General features: G+C 64.0%; 11 protein-coding genes. All 11 read left to right on the forward strand.

The features are described 5' to 3' along the window. The first annotated feature begins 13 nt into the window (after nt 1-13). The 11 genes from PLD_RS12620 (at nt 14) to PLD_RS12670 (ending at nt 16,227) form a co-directional block, all read left to right on the forward strand. On the forward strand, nt 14-2,824 hold the full coding sequence (locus PLD_RS12620) for a bifunctional glycoside hydrolase 114/ polysaccharide deacetylase family protein (protein WP_159893038.1): 2,811 nt from the start codon (nt 14-16) through the stop codon (nt 2,822-2,824). Next, nucleotides 2,802-6,392: a tetratricopeptide repeat protein gene (locus PLD_RS12625; protein ID WP_159893040.1), complete on the forward strand. Its 3,591-nt coding sequence runs from the start codon at nt 2,802-2,804 to the stop codon at nt 6,390-6,392. Before PLD_RS12620 ends, PLD_RS12625 begins: the two co-directional genes overlap by 23 nt. Before the next feature lie 28 nt (nt 6,393-6,420). Further along, on the forward strand, nt 6,421-6,942 hold the full coding sequence (locus tag PLD_RS12630; RefSeq protein ID WP_159893042.1) for a penicillin-binding protein activator LpoB: 522 nt from the start codon (nt 6,421-6,423) through the stop codon (nt 6,940-6,942). 5 nt (nt 6,943-6,947) lie between these two features. Continuing rightward, nucleotides 6,948-8,315, forward strand: a complete 1,368-nt coding sequence (locus PLD_RS12635; protein ID WP_159893044.1) for a PelD GGDEF domain-containing protein — start codon at nt 6,948-6,950, stop codon at nt 8,313-8,315. Beyond that, the gene (locus tag PLD_RS12640; RefSeq protein ID WP_159893056.1) at nt 8,293-9,282 is read left to right on the forward strand and encodes a HEAT repeat domain-containing protein; all 990 of its coding nucleotides are present in this window, start codon (nt 8,293-8,295) and stop codon (nt 9,280-9,282) included. The genes PLD_RS12635 and PLD_RS12640 overlap by 23 nt, the downstream gene beginning before the upstream one ends. Next, on the forward strand, nt 9,279-10,811 hold the full coding sequence (pelF, locus tag PLD_RS12645) for a GT4 family glycosyltransferase PelF (RefSeq protein ID WP_159893058.1): 1,533 nt from the start codon (nt 9,279-9,281) through the stop codon (nt 10,809-10,811). The genes PLD_RS12640 and pelF overlap by 4 nt, the downstream gene beginning before the upstream one ends. Next, nucleotides 10,812-12,182 carry an exopolysaccharide Pel transporter PelG gene (gene pelG / locus PLD_RS12650; protein ID WP_159893060.1) on the forward strand — a complete coding sequence of 457 codons (1,371 nt, stop codon included), beginning with the start codon at nt 10,812-10,814 and terminating at the stop codon, nt 12,180-12,182. A 107-nt stretch (nt 12,183-12,289) separates the two neighbouring features. Continuing rightward, nucleotides 12,290-13,378 (forward strand): glycosyltransferase family 2 protein, encoded by a 1,089-nt coding sequence (locus PLD_RS12655; RefSeq protein ID WP_159893062.1) that lies wholly within the window; start codon nt 12,290-12,292, stop codon nt 13,376-13,378. A gap of 43 nt (nt 13,379-13,421) precedes the next feature. After that, the gene (locus PLD_RS12660; protein WP_159893064.1) at nt 13,422-14,420 is read left to right on the forward strand and encodes a hypothetical protein; all 999 of its coding nucleotides are present in this window, start codon (nt 13,422-13,424) and stop codon (nt 14,418-14,420) included. After that, on the forward strand, nt 14,417-15,139 hold the full coding sequence (locus tag PLD_RS12665; RefSeq protein ID WP_159893066.1) for a hypothetical protein: 723 nt from the start codon (nt 14,417-14,419) through the stop codon (nt 15,137-15,139). Before PLD_RS12660 ends, PLD_RS12665 begins: the two co-directional genes overlap by 4 nt. Further along, the gene (locus tag PLD_RS12670) at nt 15,136-16,227 is read left to right on the forward strand and encodes a hypothetical protein (protein WP_159893068.1); all 1,092 of its coding nucleotides are present in this window, start codon (nt 15,136-15,138) and stop codon (nt 16,225-16,227) included. Before PLD_RS12665 ends, PLD_RS12670 begins: the two co-directional genes overlap by 4 nt. Nucleotides 16,228-16,271 lie beyond the last annotated feature (44 nt).

A 16,271-nucleotide genomic window follows, 5' to 3' on the forward strand; every position in this document is an offset into this window, starting at 1 on the left:
CAAAGAGTGAGTTATGGACATCGAGTTTCGCAGGGCGGGTGTTGGCAAAGTGCTTCGGCGGTTGTTTACCGCACTGGCCCTGTGTGCGACGAGTTCGTTGGCGCAGGCCACGCCCGCGGCGCCGGCCAGTGTGGGTTTCTGGTACGCCGAGCAACCCCCTCTGCAGGAGTTGGCGCAGTTTGAGTGGGCCGTGGTCGAACCCGGCCATATGACCCCGGCGGATGTCGCCATGTTGCGCAAACTCGGTAGCCAACCGTTCGCCTATCTGTCGGTGGGCGAGTTCGACGGCGATCGCGCCGCTCTGGACCGGGAGGCCCTGAGCCAGGGCGCAAGCTCGACCCGGAACAAGGCCTGGGACAGTCAGGTGATGGACCTGACCGCGCCGGCCTGGCGCGAGCACTTGTTCAAGCGCGCCAAGGCCTTGCAGGACCAGGGCTATGCCGGCTTGTTTCTCGATACCCTGGACAGTTTTCAATTGCTGCCTGAAGTCCATCGCGAGCCGCAGCGCCAGGCCCTGGTGTCGTTCCTGCGTGAACTGCACAGTCGCCTGCCTAACCTGAAGCTGTTTTTCAACCGTGGCTTTGAGGTGCTGGGCGAGCTCGATGGCGTCGCTGCGGCCGTGGCCGTGGAATCGATCCATGCCGGTTGGGATGCCTCGGCCAAACGCTATCGCCCGGTGTCGGAGTCCGATCGCCATTGGCTTGAGGGCGAACTCACCCCCCTGCGCGCAAAGAACCTGCCGCTGGTGGCCATCGACTACCTGCCAGCCAACCGGCGTGAAGAGGCGCGCAAGCTGGTTCGCCAGTTGCGCGAGGAAGGCTTTATCCCGGTGGTCACCACTCCCGACCTCAATGCCATCAGCATGAGCACTGTGGAAGTCCAGCCGCGTCGCATCGCCATGCTCTATGACCCGCGTGAAGGTGAGCTCTACGATCACGCCGGCCACCGGATGCTCGGCGGGCTGTTGGAGTACCTGGGCTATCGAGTGGACTACTTGCCGGTCGACGACAGTTTGCCGTCCTACGGCTTCGCCGGTTTGTACGCTGGCGTCGTGGTGTGGATGACCAGCGGCCCGCCCCAAGACAGCCGGGCGTTTTACAGCTGGATCAGCCAGCGCCTGGATGAACAGGTGCCGCTGGCAATCATGGCGGGCTTGCCAATCGAGGATCGCGCGCTGCTCAAGCGCCTGGGGATGAACCTCGCCGCACCGGGGGCTCGCGATGCACTGCAGGTACTGAGCCAGGACAAGACCCTGATCGGTGCTTTCGAAGCACCGGTGGTGGTGCGCACCCGTGAACTGACCCGGGTGACGCTGCTGCCCGGCGGACCGAAACCGGCTTTGCTGCTGGGAGATGGCAAGGGCGGCAAGTTCGCCCCGGTGGTCACCGGCGATTGGGGCGGCATGGCCCTGGCGCCTTATGTGGTCGAGGCCAATGTCGAGCGCAGTCGCTGGATGCTCGATCCATTGGCGTTTATCCAGAAAGCCCTGCGCCTGCCGGCTCAGCCGCACCCGGACACCACCACCGAGAATGGCCGTCGGATCGCCACCGTGCATATTGACGGTGACGGCTTTGCGTCCCACGCCGAAGTGCGTGGCACGCCGTATTCCGGGCGTCAGGTGCTGGATGACTACATTCGTCCCAACCCGTTTCTGACCTCGGTGTCGATCATCGAAGGGGAGATCGGGCCCAAGGGCATGTCGCCGTTCCTGGCCAGGGAACTGGAGCCCATCGCCCGGGAAATCTTCGCCGACCCCAAGGTCGAGGTTGCGACCCACACCTACAGCCACCCGTTCTACATGCAGCCGGAGAAGGCCAAACAGGACGAGGATTTCCATGCCGAATATGGCCTGCGCCTGAACATTCCGGGCTATAAGTCCCTCGACTACACGCGGGAAATCCTCGGCTCGCGGGACTACATCAATAGCCGCCTGACCACCGCGAAGAAGCCGGTGAAGATGATTTTCTGGCCGGGGGATGCGCTGCCCAGCGCCGAGACCATCCAAATGGCCTACAACGCCGGGCTGAAGAACGTCAACGGCGGGCAAACCATCCTGACCAAGGCCAATTCGTCGCTGACCGGGTTGTACCCCTTGTTGCGTCCGACCAAGGGCGGCTTGCAGTACTACGCGCCGGTGATCAACGAGAACATGTACACCAACCTGTGGAAGGGTCCGTATTACGGCTTTCGCGATGTGATCGACACCTTCGAGCTGACCGACAGCCCACGGCGCCTGCGCGGCATCCACTTGTATTACCACTTCTATTCGGGGACCAAGCAGGCGTCGATCAAGGCCATGAATGAGATCTACCGGTTCATGCGTGGCCAGCAACCGATGTCGTTGTGGATGAGCGACTACATCGACCGGATTCACGGCCTGTACCAGGCCAGCCTGGCCCGTACCCTCAATGGCGACTGGCAGATCCGCGGGATGGATGGCCTGCGCACCTTACGCCTGGACCCAGCACTGGGCTGGCCGGACCTGGGGCGCTCCCAGGGCGTGGCCGGTGTCCGTGATCTGCCGCAGGGCCGCTATGTGGCCTTGAGTGCCGATCATGCGTTGCTTGCCCTGCGGCCCGAGCGTGATCCGCGCCCGGCGCTGGAGCTGGCGAATATTCCGTTACGTGATTGGCGTTACGTGAATGACCGACAGGTGAGGTTCTCCTTCGCCGGCGAATTCAACTTGGAATTCTCGGTGCGCTCGGCCAGTGCCTGTCGGGTCGAGGTCCAGGGGCAGCGCTTTGCCGGTCAGTCCGAGCAGGGGCTGTGGCATTTCCAACTTCCCATGAAGCAGGTGAGTGATGGCCAACTCCTCTGCAACTAAGACTAAAAGCGCGCGGTTGCTCAATCCCTGGGCACTGCTGCTGGTGGCGATTGCCGTCGGTGTGCTGCTGTGGGCGACCTTTCGCAACGAAGACGCGTTCCGCCCCAAGGGCGGCCAGCCCGATGAAGTGTCGGCCAGCTATGCCGAAGTCCTGCTGGCGGCGCATCCGCAAAACAACGTACTGCGCGCCCAGTTGCTCGATCTGTTGATCCAGTTGGGCGACTACGGGCGGGCACAAAAGCACTTGGCCCAATGGCCAGCGGCCGATCCGTTGCTCAAGGCCTACTATCAGTTGCAACTCGATGCCCTGGCCCTGAGCAACAGCACTGACAGCGCGGCGTTGCAGGCCCTGGCCGAACGCTTCAAGGCCTTTGACTACAAATCCTTGCCCAGCCCGCAACTCGAGCGGCTGGCCACCTTGGCCTTGAGTGCCCAGGCCCCGGGGCTGGCGGCGGATATCTATACCGAGTTGGCCCGGCGCGATCCCAAGCAGCGCGAGCAGTGGCTGCCCGAGGCGGCGAAGTGGTATCAGGCCAGCGAGCAGCCCGGGCGTGCGGCGGATACCTATGTGCAGTTGCTCGATGACAGCGAAAAGCCCGAACAGCGTCAGCAGTTGCTCCAGGACGCGTTCAAGGCCCTGGTGGCGGCCGATCGCGGCGATCAGGCGGCCGAACTTCTGGCCCGGGAGCTGACCGCGCAGCCCGACGCTCAATTCGATCCGACCCTGCTTGAGCAAGGCGTCGATGTGGCGGTGGCGCACAACCGTACCGATCTGGCGGAGCGGTTCTTTAGCGCATGGCGCACGTTGCAGCCCGACAGCCCGGAGGTCTTGGCCAAGGAGCTCAAGCAGCGCCTGGCCTTTGGCGACCTAGAGGGGGCCCATACGGTGGGCGTGCAACTGCTCGAACTGCGTCCGGACGATCCGCAACTGTTGGAGCAGATGGCCCATATCGCCGAATGGCGGGGCGACTCGGTTGCCGCGCTGGGCTACTGGATCAGTCTGCTCAAGCTGCGTGACGACCCGGCGCAGTTCGAGCACACCTGGCGCCTGGCGATGCAGACCTATGATTTCGACCGGGGCATTGCGCTGCTGGCGGCGATCATGAACACGCGTCCGCTGACCAACGTCGAACTCGATGCCTTGGTGTATGCCGAAGAGTCCCGGGGCACCCCCGAGCAGGCGGAACAGTGGTTGCGCCGCTATGTCGGCCAATACCCCAAGCATCGCCTGGCCTGGGTGCGGCTGTTGCAGAACCTGGAAAACACCGAGCAGTACCCACAGCGCCTGCTGGTCTGGAACCGCTTCGCCAAAGGTTATTCGCTAAGCAGCACCGAGCGCGTGGACTGGGTCAACAACCACCTCAAGCTGTTTGACAGCCAGGCGGCCTGGAAGGTGATCACCGCGGTCGATGGCAACACGATCAACGACCTCAATTACTGGCAGTCCCGTGCATCGCTGGCCTGGGATCTGGAATTGGACGACGAGCTGCGTTTGGCGCTGGAGAAAATGCTGGCCATCAAGGGCTCGCTCAATACTGGCGACGAGAGTGAACTGATTGCCCTCTATCGCACCCGCGATCCGCGCAAGGCCTTGCAGTTGACCGTCGACAGTTGGCGCCGCGGTCACGATCCGCAGCGCCTGATTGCCGCCTTGCAGCTGGCCCAGGAGCTTCAGGACTGGCCAATGGTGATCGACCTGCTCAAGGACGCCGAGCAATACCCGGACGCATCCGACAGGTCCCAGGTGTTGGCGGCCCGTGGCGCGCTGGCGGTGCAGCAAGGGCACCCCGAGCAGGCGTTGCGCCTGTATCGCCAGGGGTTGAGCCGGTTCCCGGATGACAACACCTTCCGCGAACGCCTGATGTGGCTGTACGTCGACCTGGGCCGTACCAGCGAGATCAAGCCGCTGCTGCAGCAATGGCGTGCCCTGGCCCGCAGTGACAGCACGTTGTGGCTGCCGTTTGCCGCGGCCAGCCAGTTGCTTGGCCGTAACACCGAGGCCCTGGCCTGGTATCGCCTGTACCTGCAAGCCAACCCTCGGGACTGGATGGTCCAGGCGGCCTACGCCGATGCGTTGGAAGGCGCCGGTTATGCTGAGTCGGCCCAGCGCCTGCGGCTCAAGCTCAACCGCCAGGTGACGCCGGAACAGATCCGCGCCACACCGCAGGGTTACTCGACCTGGTTGCGTTTGCTGGCCAGCAGCTATTCGTCGCGCAAGGCACACAACCAGGCGATGCAATGGCAGGACGGTTCCAAGCCGATGTTGCAGCTGTGGTTCGAGCAGTGGCTGGCGCGCCTGGATGACACCAACCAGTCGGCGCAGAAGGATGAGTGGCTGGCCTGGGCCCGCGGCCGTGGCCTGAAGATCAGTCGCTATGAGCAGATCCAGGAAGCCCTGCGCGGCAGTAACCGTCAGGCCCTGGAGCGTTTGTTGGCCAGCGCTAACCTGGACTCGGCGCAGCAGGTTGAAGCCCTCAACAGCCTGGGACGCAGCGGCGAAGCGCTGGCCGTGGACTTGTCGGCGCTGGGTGAAGAGCAGCCACCGGCGCTGCGCGAGCAACTGCGGCGCCAAGCCATCGAGATGACCGAACGCACCCCGCAAGGCGTGCAACTGGCCTGGCAGCGTCAGGACTACGGCGGTCTGGTGTTCGACGGCCCGCGCCTGACCGCCGCGCGCTACCTGAACGACAATGGGTACGCCAGCCTGGTACTGGAGCAGGGCCGCTACAGTGGCGACACCCTGGACAGCGCGCGCCTGGGCAACGAAACCAATGCCCAACTGACCTTGCAACGCCAGGTGGAGAGCGGTCATTACACGCTGATCCTCGACAGCAGCTTGCGCAAGGATGACAACCGCAACGGCCTCGGCGTCAGCCGCACCTGGCAGGTGGACAGTGGCAATGAGTTGCAAGTCGGCGCCGACTGGCAGCGCAAGAACGAGGACACCGGACTGATGCGCACCTTCGGCCGCCAGAATGATGTCTGGGCCGGCGGCCGGCATCGCTATTCGGCCCGTGACCAGTTGTCCTGGAATCTGGCCCAGCGTTCGTTCTCGACCCGCAGTGGCGATGATCTGGGCAACGGGCAGGCGCTCAATATCGAGTACAGCCACACCTTGCAGTTCGAAGGGCCGAGCTGGGAGCTGCGCGGCGGCATCGACTATCAGCGAAACAGCCTGAACGACCGTGCGCTGCCGCACCTGGCCAATACCCTGGGCGGCGGCATTGACCTGGCCGGAATCCAGCTTACGGACCCGAACCAGATCAACAGCCAGACCCTGCTGCAAAAACGCTACGGCCAACTGTTCTTCGGCAGTTCATGGCGCCGCGGTTTTCCGGGAGCACTGAACCGCACCCGCGGGCAGTACACCTGGCTGGTGGACGTCAGTTCAGGCTGGCAGTGGACCGACAGCACCTTCAACTACGCCATCAGTACCGGTATCGGTATCGAGGTGTTGGGGGATGACGAATTGGCCGTGACCTTCGGCTATCAGTCGGCGCCTCAGGGCGGAACGGGCCAGTCCGGTGGTACCGCGGGTATCAGTTACAGCGTGCGATTTGGACGCTGACCATGCAATTCAAAGAGGAGTAAACCTTATGCAATCCATTCGTTGCGTGAGTCTGGCAATGGCCGCCTTGTTGATGACCGGCTGCAGCAGCTTCACCGGTCAAAGCAGTCCCGAACTGTCCAGCAAGGCCCGCTGGGGCGTGGTGCCGTTGGTCAACTATTCCCAGACGCCCCAGGCGGGCGAGCGCAGTGAGCAGATTCTGCTGAGCGTCTTGAGCAGCCGTGGCCTGCAACCACAGGTTTACAGTGGCGCGCCGGGGCAGGGTGAACTGGCCCTGCTGGACGATAACGAGCGCCTGGCCGGCGCCATGGACTGGGCCCGTGAGCAGAAGCTCGACTATGTGGTCTCCGGCAGCGTCGAAGAGTGGCAGTACAAGAACGGCCTGGATGGCGAGCCGGCGGTGGGTATCAGCCTGCGGGTGGTCGAGGCGGACACCGGCAAGGTGCTCTGGAGCAATAGCGGTGCCCGTGCCGGCTGGTCCCGCGAAAGCCTGGCCGGTGCGGCGCAGAAGGTCCTCGACAAGCTTGTCGGCGGCCTTCGGATCGAGTAATTGCGATGAGCTCTCCACACATGGACTACGCGCTGGCGCCCCGTGCCAGCGGCCCGGCCTCGTGGCTGGAAACCTTCCTGGTGACCGCCCTGGTCATCGGTTTTGGCCTGTGGCTGACGCCGCAAGACCCCCTGCAGGTGCGGGGTGAGTTTCCCTGGTCGGTCCTGGCGCCGTTGTTGCTTGGGGTGCGCTACGGCTTTGTCCGTGGCCTGATCAGCGCCAGCCTGCTGGTGGCGGCGTTCTTTGTGTTGCGTCAGACGGGGCTGTCCGGCTACGCGCAGATCGCACCGTCCTACATTGTCGGCGTGCTGGTCAGCGGCATGCTCGTGGGCGAGGTGCGGGACCTGTGGGAACGACGCTTGCTGCGCTTGCAGATGGCGAACGAATATCGCCAGTACCGGCTCGACGACTTCACCCGCGCGCACCAGATTCTGCGGGTGTCCCATGATCGTCTGGAGCAGCGCCTGGCGGGCAGCGACCAGAGCTTGCGCAGTTCCTTGCTGGGCTTGCGTGAGCGGCTGCGGGCAGGCCTTGGCGATGACTCGCTGGGCCTGCTGGCCGAACCGGTATTGACCTTGTTGGGGCAGTACGGCTCGTTGCGGGTGGCCGGGCTGTACCGTGTGGAGCAGGCCGGCAACGACGCGGCGACGCTCACCTTGCTGGCCTCCGTGGGCACCATGGGCCCCCTGGACAGGAACGACCTGCTGGTGCGTTTGTGCCTGGAGCGCGAAGAGCTGGTGAGCGTGCGTGAAGAGCTGCTCGACACTGGCGGTCAGGCCACGGTGTCGTCGTTGCAGGCCTGTATCCCACTGGTGAATACCCAGGGGCAGGTGCTGGCGATTCTCGCGGTACGGCAGATGCCGTTCTTCGCCTTCCAGGAGCGCACCCTCAGTCTGTTGGCCCTCCTGGCCGGGCATATCGCCGACTTGCTGCACTGCGATACACAGGTGCTGCAACTGGAAAACGCCGACGCTCAGCACTTCACTCGTCAGCTCAAGCGCTCGCTGGTGGATGTCGAACAGCACGGGTTGTCCGGTTGCCTGTATGCCTTCGAACTGACCCAGCCCAACGAGGAGCTGACCCGGCTGTTCGAGCGCAGTCAGCGTGGACTGGACTTGCACCTGAGCCTTGGCAACAACCGCGGGCATGGGCTGTTATTGGTGCTGTTGCCACTGACCAGTGCCGAGGGCGCCGAAGGTTATCTGTCGCGCCTGGGCAAACTGGTCCACGAGCACTTCGGCATGAGCGTCGAACTGACCAGCCTTGGGGTCAAGGTGCTGCCTTACGATCTGGAGTCGGCCCGGCAACGGGATGGACTGCGTAACTTTCTGTACAACGAGTGTGGCCTGAATGATCAGCAAGTGGCTGTTTAGCGGGGCGCTGTTTCTTGAGGCAGGCAGCTGGGCCAGCCTGACGGCGCAGTTGCCTGACCTGCAGATCGCGTTTGTGTACGCAACGACTCACGGTCTGGCCTGTGGTTTGTTGACCGCGGCGGTGTGGCTGCTGTTGCCGGCGCGCTATCGCCGGCCCTTGCCGTGGAGCCCGTTGTTCATCTTCAGTCTGGCGTTTTTTGTGCCGCTGCTGGGGGCGATCGGAGTGATTGCGGCGATCTTTCCGGCGCTGTATCTGCCGCGCAAGCGCGAGGCACAGACGTGGCACTCGGTTGGCATTCCCGATCTACCGTTTCGCGCGCAGACCCCACTGCACTCGCCGACCTTTGGCGACAGCGGCTTGCAGGACGTGCTGCGTCACGCCCCGGACCCTGACCAGCGGCTTGCGGCCTTGCTGGCCACGCGGCGGATGCCGGGCAGGGAAGCGGTGCCGATTCTCAAGCTGGCCCTGGGCGACCCGAGCGACGATGTGCGGTTGCTGGCGTATTCGATGCTCGACAAGCAGGAAAGCGATATCAACCTGCGCATCCAGTCCTCACTGGAACAATTGCCCGGCGCCTCGGAACAAAAGGCCGGCTCTTTGCACGCCACCCTGGCGCGCTGGTACTGGGAGCTGGCCTACCTGGGGCTGGCCCAGGGTAGCGTCCAGGAACACGTCCTCGGGCAAGCCTGCGAGCATGCCGAGCTGGGGCTCAAGGCGGGCGAGGGTGGGGAGCTGCTGTTGCTGGCCGGGCGCATTGCCCTTGAACGGGGCGACGTCGGCAAGGCCCGGTTGCATATGCATCAGGCCCAGGAGGCGGGCATGGACCCGGCCCAGGTCTTGCCGTTTCGTGCTGAAATCGCCTTTGAAACCGGGCACTACGCCGAGATTCCCGATCTCTTGAAAAGCCTGCCGCTGGAGATGCAACAACGTCCGCCCTTTGCCGGGCTGTTAAGGACCTGGACATGAAACAGCCCGTCAACCCAACCCCCATCGCCGATGTCTGCCTGTTGCTCGAAGGCACCTGGCCTTATGTGCGCGGCGGCGTGTCCGGCTGGATTCACCAGCTGATCCTCGGCTTGCCGCAACTGACCTTTTCGGTGTTGTTCATCGGCGGGCAGCGTGAAGCCTATGGTCAACGGCGCTATGAGGTTCCCGCCAACGTGGTGCACATCGAAGAGGTCTATCTGGAGGAGTCCTGGCACAACCCGAAGCACCGGCGGGTTGCCCACCAGGCCTCGTTTGAAGAGCTGAGCAACCTCTATCGCTACCTGCACAATCCGCAGAAGCCGAGCGCCGAGTTGGGCTTTGGCGTGCTCGACGCCCTGGCTCAGGGCCGGATTACCCTGGATGACGTGCTCTACAGCCGTCCAAGCTGGGACGCCCTGACCGAAGGCTATGAGCAGCACTGCGCCGATCCGTCCTTCGTCAACTATTTCTGGACCCTGCGCACCATGCAGTCGCCGCTGCTGATGCTCGCCGACGCTGCCCGGCGGATGCCGCGGGCGCGGGTGCTGCATTCGATTTCCACCGGTTATGCCGGATGGGCGGGCTGCATCCTCAAGCGGTTGTGGGGCTGCCAGTTGCTGCTCAGCGAGCATGGGATCTACACCAAGGAGCGCAAGATCGATCTGGCCCAGGCCAGTTGGATCGCCGAAACCAGTAACCAGGCACTCAACGACAGCATGGACGCCGGCTCCGGCTACATCCGCATGCTCTGGGTACGCTTTTTCGAGCGCATCGGGTACTTGGTGTACGAGAGCGCCGACCAGATCATTGCCTTGTACGACGGCAACCGGCAGCGACAGATCAAGGATGGCGCGTCGGCCGAACGGACCCAGGTGATTCCCAACGGGATCAATCTGCAGCTCTGGACCCAGGCCCTCAACGCCCGGGCCGAAGGCATCGCGCCGGTGGTCGGGTTGATCGGCCGGGTGGTGCCGATCAAGGACGTCAAGACCTTCCTGCGGGCCATGCGCGGGGTGGTCAGCGTGATGCCTGAAGTCGAAGGCTGGATCGTCGGTCCGCAAGAGGAAGATCCCGAGTACGTCGCCGAGTGCCGCAGCCTGGTGGTCAGTCTCGGCCTGCAACACAAGGTCTTGTTCCTTGGGTTTCAGAAAATCCAGGACATCCTGCCGCAACTGGGCCTGATGGTGCTGACCTCCATCAGCGAGGCCCAGCCCCTGGTGATTCTCGAAGCCTGGGCCGCCGGTACGCCGGTGGTGAGCAGCGACGTGGGCTCCTGCCGCGAACTGATCGAAGGCGGCGAGCCTGCCGACCGTGAGCTCGGTCTGGCCGGGGAGGTGGTGGCGATTGCCGATCCGCAGGCCACGTCCCTGGCGATCATTGACCTGCTGCGCAGCCCCGAACGCTGGGCATCCGCCCAGGCCGCCGGCCTGGCGCGGGTGCACCGCTATTACGGCGAAACCCTGATGATCGATCGTTATCGCGCGCTCTATCACGCGGCCATGCAGGTTGTACAACAGGAGGCGGTGTAGATGGCCGGCATCGGTTTTGAACTGCGCAAGATTCTCTCCCGCGACTCCTATACGGCGACCTTGCATGCCTATGTCTATGCCGGGCTGATCAGCTCCGGGCCCTGGGTCCTGTCGATCCTCAGCGTGATGCTGGTGGGGGTCATCAGCCTTGGGCTGGTGGTGCCGGAGCTGCTGATCCGGCAGTTCCTGATCACGGTGACCTACCTGATGGCCACGTCGCTGATTCTCACCGGCGGCTTGCAGCTGTTTTTTACCCGTTTCGTCTCCGACCGCCTGTTCGAGCGCCAATACGAGCGGATCCTGCCCAACCTGCTGGGGGTGCTGTTGCTGGTGACCCTGGGAGCCGGGGGGTTGGGCATCCTGCTGTTGATCACGCTGTTCGACCAGGCACTGATCTACCGCTTGCTGACGCTGGCCAACTTCGTGGTGCTGTGCAACCTGTGGCTGGTGATCATCTTTCTCTCCGGGATGAAGGCTTATAACCGCATCTTGCTGGTGATGTTGCTGGGCTATGGATTGATGGTCGCCAGCGCATTCTTTTTGCGCCACATGGGCATGGAAGGGCTGCTGCTGGCGTTGTTGCTGGGGCACAGCACGCTGCTGTTTGTGTTTCTCTACGACATCCTGCGCGAGTACCGGGCCGAGAAGCTGGTGGCCTTCGACTTCCTCGATCGGCGCCAGGTGTTCGTCAGCCTGCTGTTGACCGGGCTCTGCTACAACCTGGGGATCTGGGTCGACAAGTTCATCTTCTGGTTCAACCCGGACACCTCCAGCCAGGTGATCGGGCCAATGCGCGCCTCGATTCTGTATGACCTGCCCATCTTTCTTGCGTACCTGGCGATCATTCCCGGCATGGCGGTTTTCTTGGTGCGCATCGAAACCGATTTCGCCGAGTGGTACGACCGTTTGTTCCGCGCTGTGCGCGACGGCGAAACCTTGCAACACATTGCCTCGTTAAAGACCGAGATGACCTTCTCGATCCGTCAGGGGCTGCTGGAAATCTGCAAGGTTCAGGGGCTCACCGTGGTCCTGCTGTTTCTCTTCGGCCCGCGCCTGCTGGAGTGGTTGGGCATATCCAGCTACTACTTGCCGCTGTTCTATATCGACTTGATCGGGGTGAGCATCCAGGTGGTGTTCATGGCGATTCTCAACGTGTTTTTCTACCTCGATAAACGGGCGATCGTGCTGCAGTTGTGCCTGTTGTTCGTGGTGCTCAATGGGCTATTGACCTTGCTCAGCCTGCACTTGGGACCGAGCTTCTTCGGCTATGGCTTCACCCTGTCATTACTGGTGTGTGTACTGCTGGGACTGGCGCGATTGTCGACGGCGCTGGATGACCTGGAGTACGAGACGTTCATGCGCTCGCGTTGACGGTGTGCACAGGTCGGGCACCTTGGGTTTGAATAATCGCGGGAATAATGCTGTGATTGCGCCCGTTCTGTTCCCGAGCAGCCCTGTTTTTTAAGAGACGCACCGCAATGGATAGCCAAGAGACGACAGCCCGGACGTCGTTGCCGCTTCACCGCGACGACGTATTCCAGCGCCTGGGTGCCGTAGCCGCCCACACGGCGCTGGTGCTGGAAACCAACAACCTGCGTGGCGGCAAAGATGCCGAGGAGGCCTTGAACAGCCTCAAGCGGCTGATCGAGCGACTGCGCCGCCAGAGCGTGCCCCTGACGTCGCTGGCCCAGTGGGTGATCACCCACGACGGTCTGGACCTGCCGGCGCGCCAGGGGCTGTGTGCGCTGGCCGGCCGGACGCTGGACTTCATCGAAATCAACACGCAGACCGGTTACTACGATGCCAAGAACCTAGGCTTTGACGGCGTTGATCAGGCACGCTGCCAATACGTGGTGTTTGCCGATGCCGACTGCATCCCTTGCGACCAGTGGCTTGCACAATTGCTCACGCCGTTCACGCAGCCTGACGCGCCACTGGCGGTGGCCGGGCGCACCAGTTATGCGCCGAGCGTCACCGGCAGCGCGCTGACCGCCATCGACTTCATGTACTTCCCCAGCCCTCTGCGCCACGGTGCCACGCGGAATTTTTACGCCAACAACGTGGCGTTTCGCTGTGACACCTTCGAGCAGTACCGCTACGAGCCGCTCGATGGCGTGTACCGCGCCCATTGCCAGGTCATGGGCCTGCGCCTGCAAGAGGCCGGCGTGGCGGTGGCCTACGCGCCAGGCGCGCATACCGAGCATCGACTGCCCGACAGCCAGGGCGAGGTGGTCAAGCTGCGCTGGCTCAGGGGCGGCGACAGTGTCGACCTGACCCCGTACCTGGTACGCGCCTACATGCCGGGCTGGTTGCAATGGCTGGGGCGCAGCGGTCCGATCGGGCCGCTGTGCGTGATGATCGGGCGCTTGGGCTACAGCCTGCGCGCGCTCAATCACCAGGACTTGCCGCCCTTGCGCGGGCTGCGTCGCCTGGGCGCGACGGCCATCGTGGTGGCCATGTCGTTGCTCGACACCGCCGGCGCGGTGATCCGTGGCTTGGGTATCAGCCTCGGGCGTTCGAGCGCCTGGCACAGCGAAGCGCTGTCTTATCACCGCCATCTGGATTGATCCGCACCGTCGCACGCAGGCTGCGTGCCCACAGGAAGTCTCCATGCAAACCCCTTCGATTGCCTCGATCGGCTATTCCCTGGCATGCCTGGCACTGCTCACCCTGAGTGCCCAGGCCAATGCCGCGCTCTCCGAGTTCAGCGGCCGCGGCGTGTTTCACTTCGCCTCGACCAGTGGTTGCGCCAGCGCCGCCAGCCCGCAACGCAATGACCACGACTGCAACCGCATCGCCCTGGATGTGGCGGATGCCCGTGCCAGCGTCGACCTCAGCACCCACGCCATCGTGATTGGCGCCGATGCCGACCATGACAGCAAGACCGTGGTCGGCGACGTGCTGCTGCACGGCAGTGGCATCGCCGCCGATGGCCAGCGTGTGCCCTTGAGCCTGCAGGTTTTGCTGCGGCGCTCGGGCCAGGTGTGGAAGTCCGACACCTACGTGCACGCGCCGGTGCGCGGCCAGTTCACCGAGGTCATCCTTGACCCTTATCAGATCAGCGTCCGCGAGGGCGACGGCGAGCGTGTGCTGTTAACCGCCGAACAGGCGCGTGATGCCTTGGCGCAGCCATCGCTTGCCGCGCGCCTGGCCCGCTATTTTGTGGTGGTGCGCCCCAGCGACAAGCAAAACCCCAGCGCCGATGACATCACCATAGGCCTGGGGATCGGTCGAGTGTCCAAGTCCGTGATGCGCGCCCGCTTCACCTCGGCGCAACCGAGTACCACCGAACTGGCGGCGCTGCTGGAACACGGCACTTGGAACCTTGAATTGCAGGCCTTGAGCGGTCAGATCCCGCTGTGGGTGGTGCAACGCCAGTTGTTTGTGTTCGGTCTTGAACACAGCCCGCTGCTCAAGGAGGTGCGTCAGCGCGGTTTGAACAAGCGCGACAGCCTGGAACTGGGCGCCGTCAACGGCCAGGGGTACCTGCGTTACAACGGCCGGGAAGAGCGTTTTGCCAAGGCCAACGCTGCCGGCGCGGCCTTTATGCGTGACAGCTTTATCGGCCTGATCCTGGCGTGGCACCGCCACTCGCAGTCCACGCCATGAGCGCGCGCGAACACGGCGCCAGCGCGCTGGACTTTCAATGCTTGAACATGCCCAGGCCCGAGGGCCTGAGCGCTCTGCAAGCGCGCCTGGTGGACCGCATCAAACGTGCCGCGTTGCTGCGCCTGCACCGCCGTCCGCGCGGCGAGCGGTTGTTGTTGCGCATGTACCTGGCCGGTGAAGACGCCACCGAACGTACCTTGCTCGAAGAATTGCTCCCGCAGTCGCCGCCCTGGCTCGAACGTCAGGTCGAGCAGCACCTGGCCGATGAGCAGCGCCACGTGGCCTTGTTTGCCGAGGCCTTGCGCGAGCTTGGCGACGACGGTTCGGTGCGCCTGGAACCGGACTGGCTCAGCCGCCGCAAGATCCTGCGCTGGCAACGTCTGGCCCATCGTTACGCGGCATGTTTCGAGCATGGCCTGCTGGTGCCGGCATACGCCACAGGGCTGTGCGCCGAGCAGATGGCTGAACGGGTGTTGAATCGGCATTGCGCGGTCATCGGCAGCGAGCATCGCTGGTACCCGTTGTTGTCACGGGTGTTGGGCGATGAGAAGGGGCATGTCCGTCTGTGCGAAAACACCTTGCGCCGCATTGTGGCGCCCCATGAGCGCGGGCACTTGGCGGCGTTGCTCAAGGACATTCGCGCGGTGGACGCCAGCTTTGGCGTGACCGGCGCCTTGGCCATGTATGTCGCCGGCTGGGTGTTGGGCGCCAGCCGATGAACTCACGGATTCTCTATCTGGCCACCGCCGATGCCCGTGGCCACCTGATGCGTGCCCAGTTGCTGGTGCATGCCCTGCGTGAGGCTGGGGCCCGGGTCGAGGTGCTGACCACCTCGGAGCAGGGGCAGCGGTTCTTGGAGGGCTTTGGCATTGAGGCGCAATTGCTTTCTAGCCATTACGCGGTGCAGTTCGATAGCCAGCAGAACATGCAGCGCAAGGCGACCAATCGCAACGTCGCCCATTACCTGTTTCGCCCCGGACGGATGCTGCGCGACATCCTCTACCTGCGGCGCCGGTTGCCCGATGTGGACCTGCTGATCAACGACTCCTTCCACCCGGCCTTGCTGTACATGGGCATGCTCCCGGGGTGGCGGCGCAAGGTGGTGCATGTGTACGGGGCCAGCCTCAAAGCGGCGTTGCTGAACAATTTCGATGGTCTGTGGCCGCGTCAGTTCGGGCGCCTGTTCGCCTGGATCGTCGGCCGCCAGATCGATGCGGCGCGGGCGTGCATCGAGCATGACTTTGCCTATGAAGTGGATGATGCCCAGGCGCCAGCGCTGTATCGCCTGCCCACCCCGGTGGCCCTGGTGCCTGAAGCGCCAGCAGCGCAGGCGGTCGGCGCGGCGGTGTACCTCAATCCGCACTTCAGCGAGCCGAGCCTGGCTGATGCCTTGAGTGCCGGGCTGGTGGAGGCCGGTCTGGACACGCATCGGGTGGGCGAGGGCTATGCCGGGCGCAATGGCTGGCTTGGCGTCGATCCGCAGTGGGCCCGTCGCGCGGCCCAGGCGCGGGTGATGGTGTCGGCGCCGGGCATGGCCGCACTGTCCATCGCGCGGGTCTATCAGCGGCCGATTATTCTGGTCCTCAGCGACCAACCCGAACAAACCAGCAATGCGGCCCGCGCCGCCCAGTTGCAGTTGCTGCACCGGGTGGTGACCTGGCGCGGCGACGCCGCCGACTTTCAGCGGCAAGTGGCCGAGGCGGCGCGGCAATTGACCGGCGCGGCGTCGCAGCCGTGCAACGCGGCGGGGCGGGCGCGTGCCCAGGCGCGGATCGACGCCTGGGTCAGCCGCGTGCTCAGCCTGTGAATGCGCCGCCGTGGGCTGTCATTCACCCCTGCCTCCCTGAGCGA

Origin of the sequence: Pseudomonas sp. LD120 (genome assembly GCF_009861525.1) — a bacterium.
In the GTDB taxonomy this organism is placed as follows: Bacteria; Pseudomonadota; Gammaproteobacteria; order Pseudomonadales; family Pseudomonadaceae; genus Aquipseudomonas.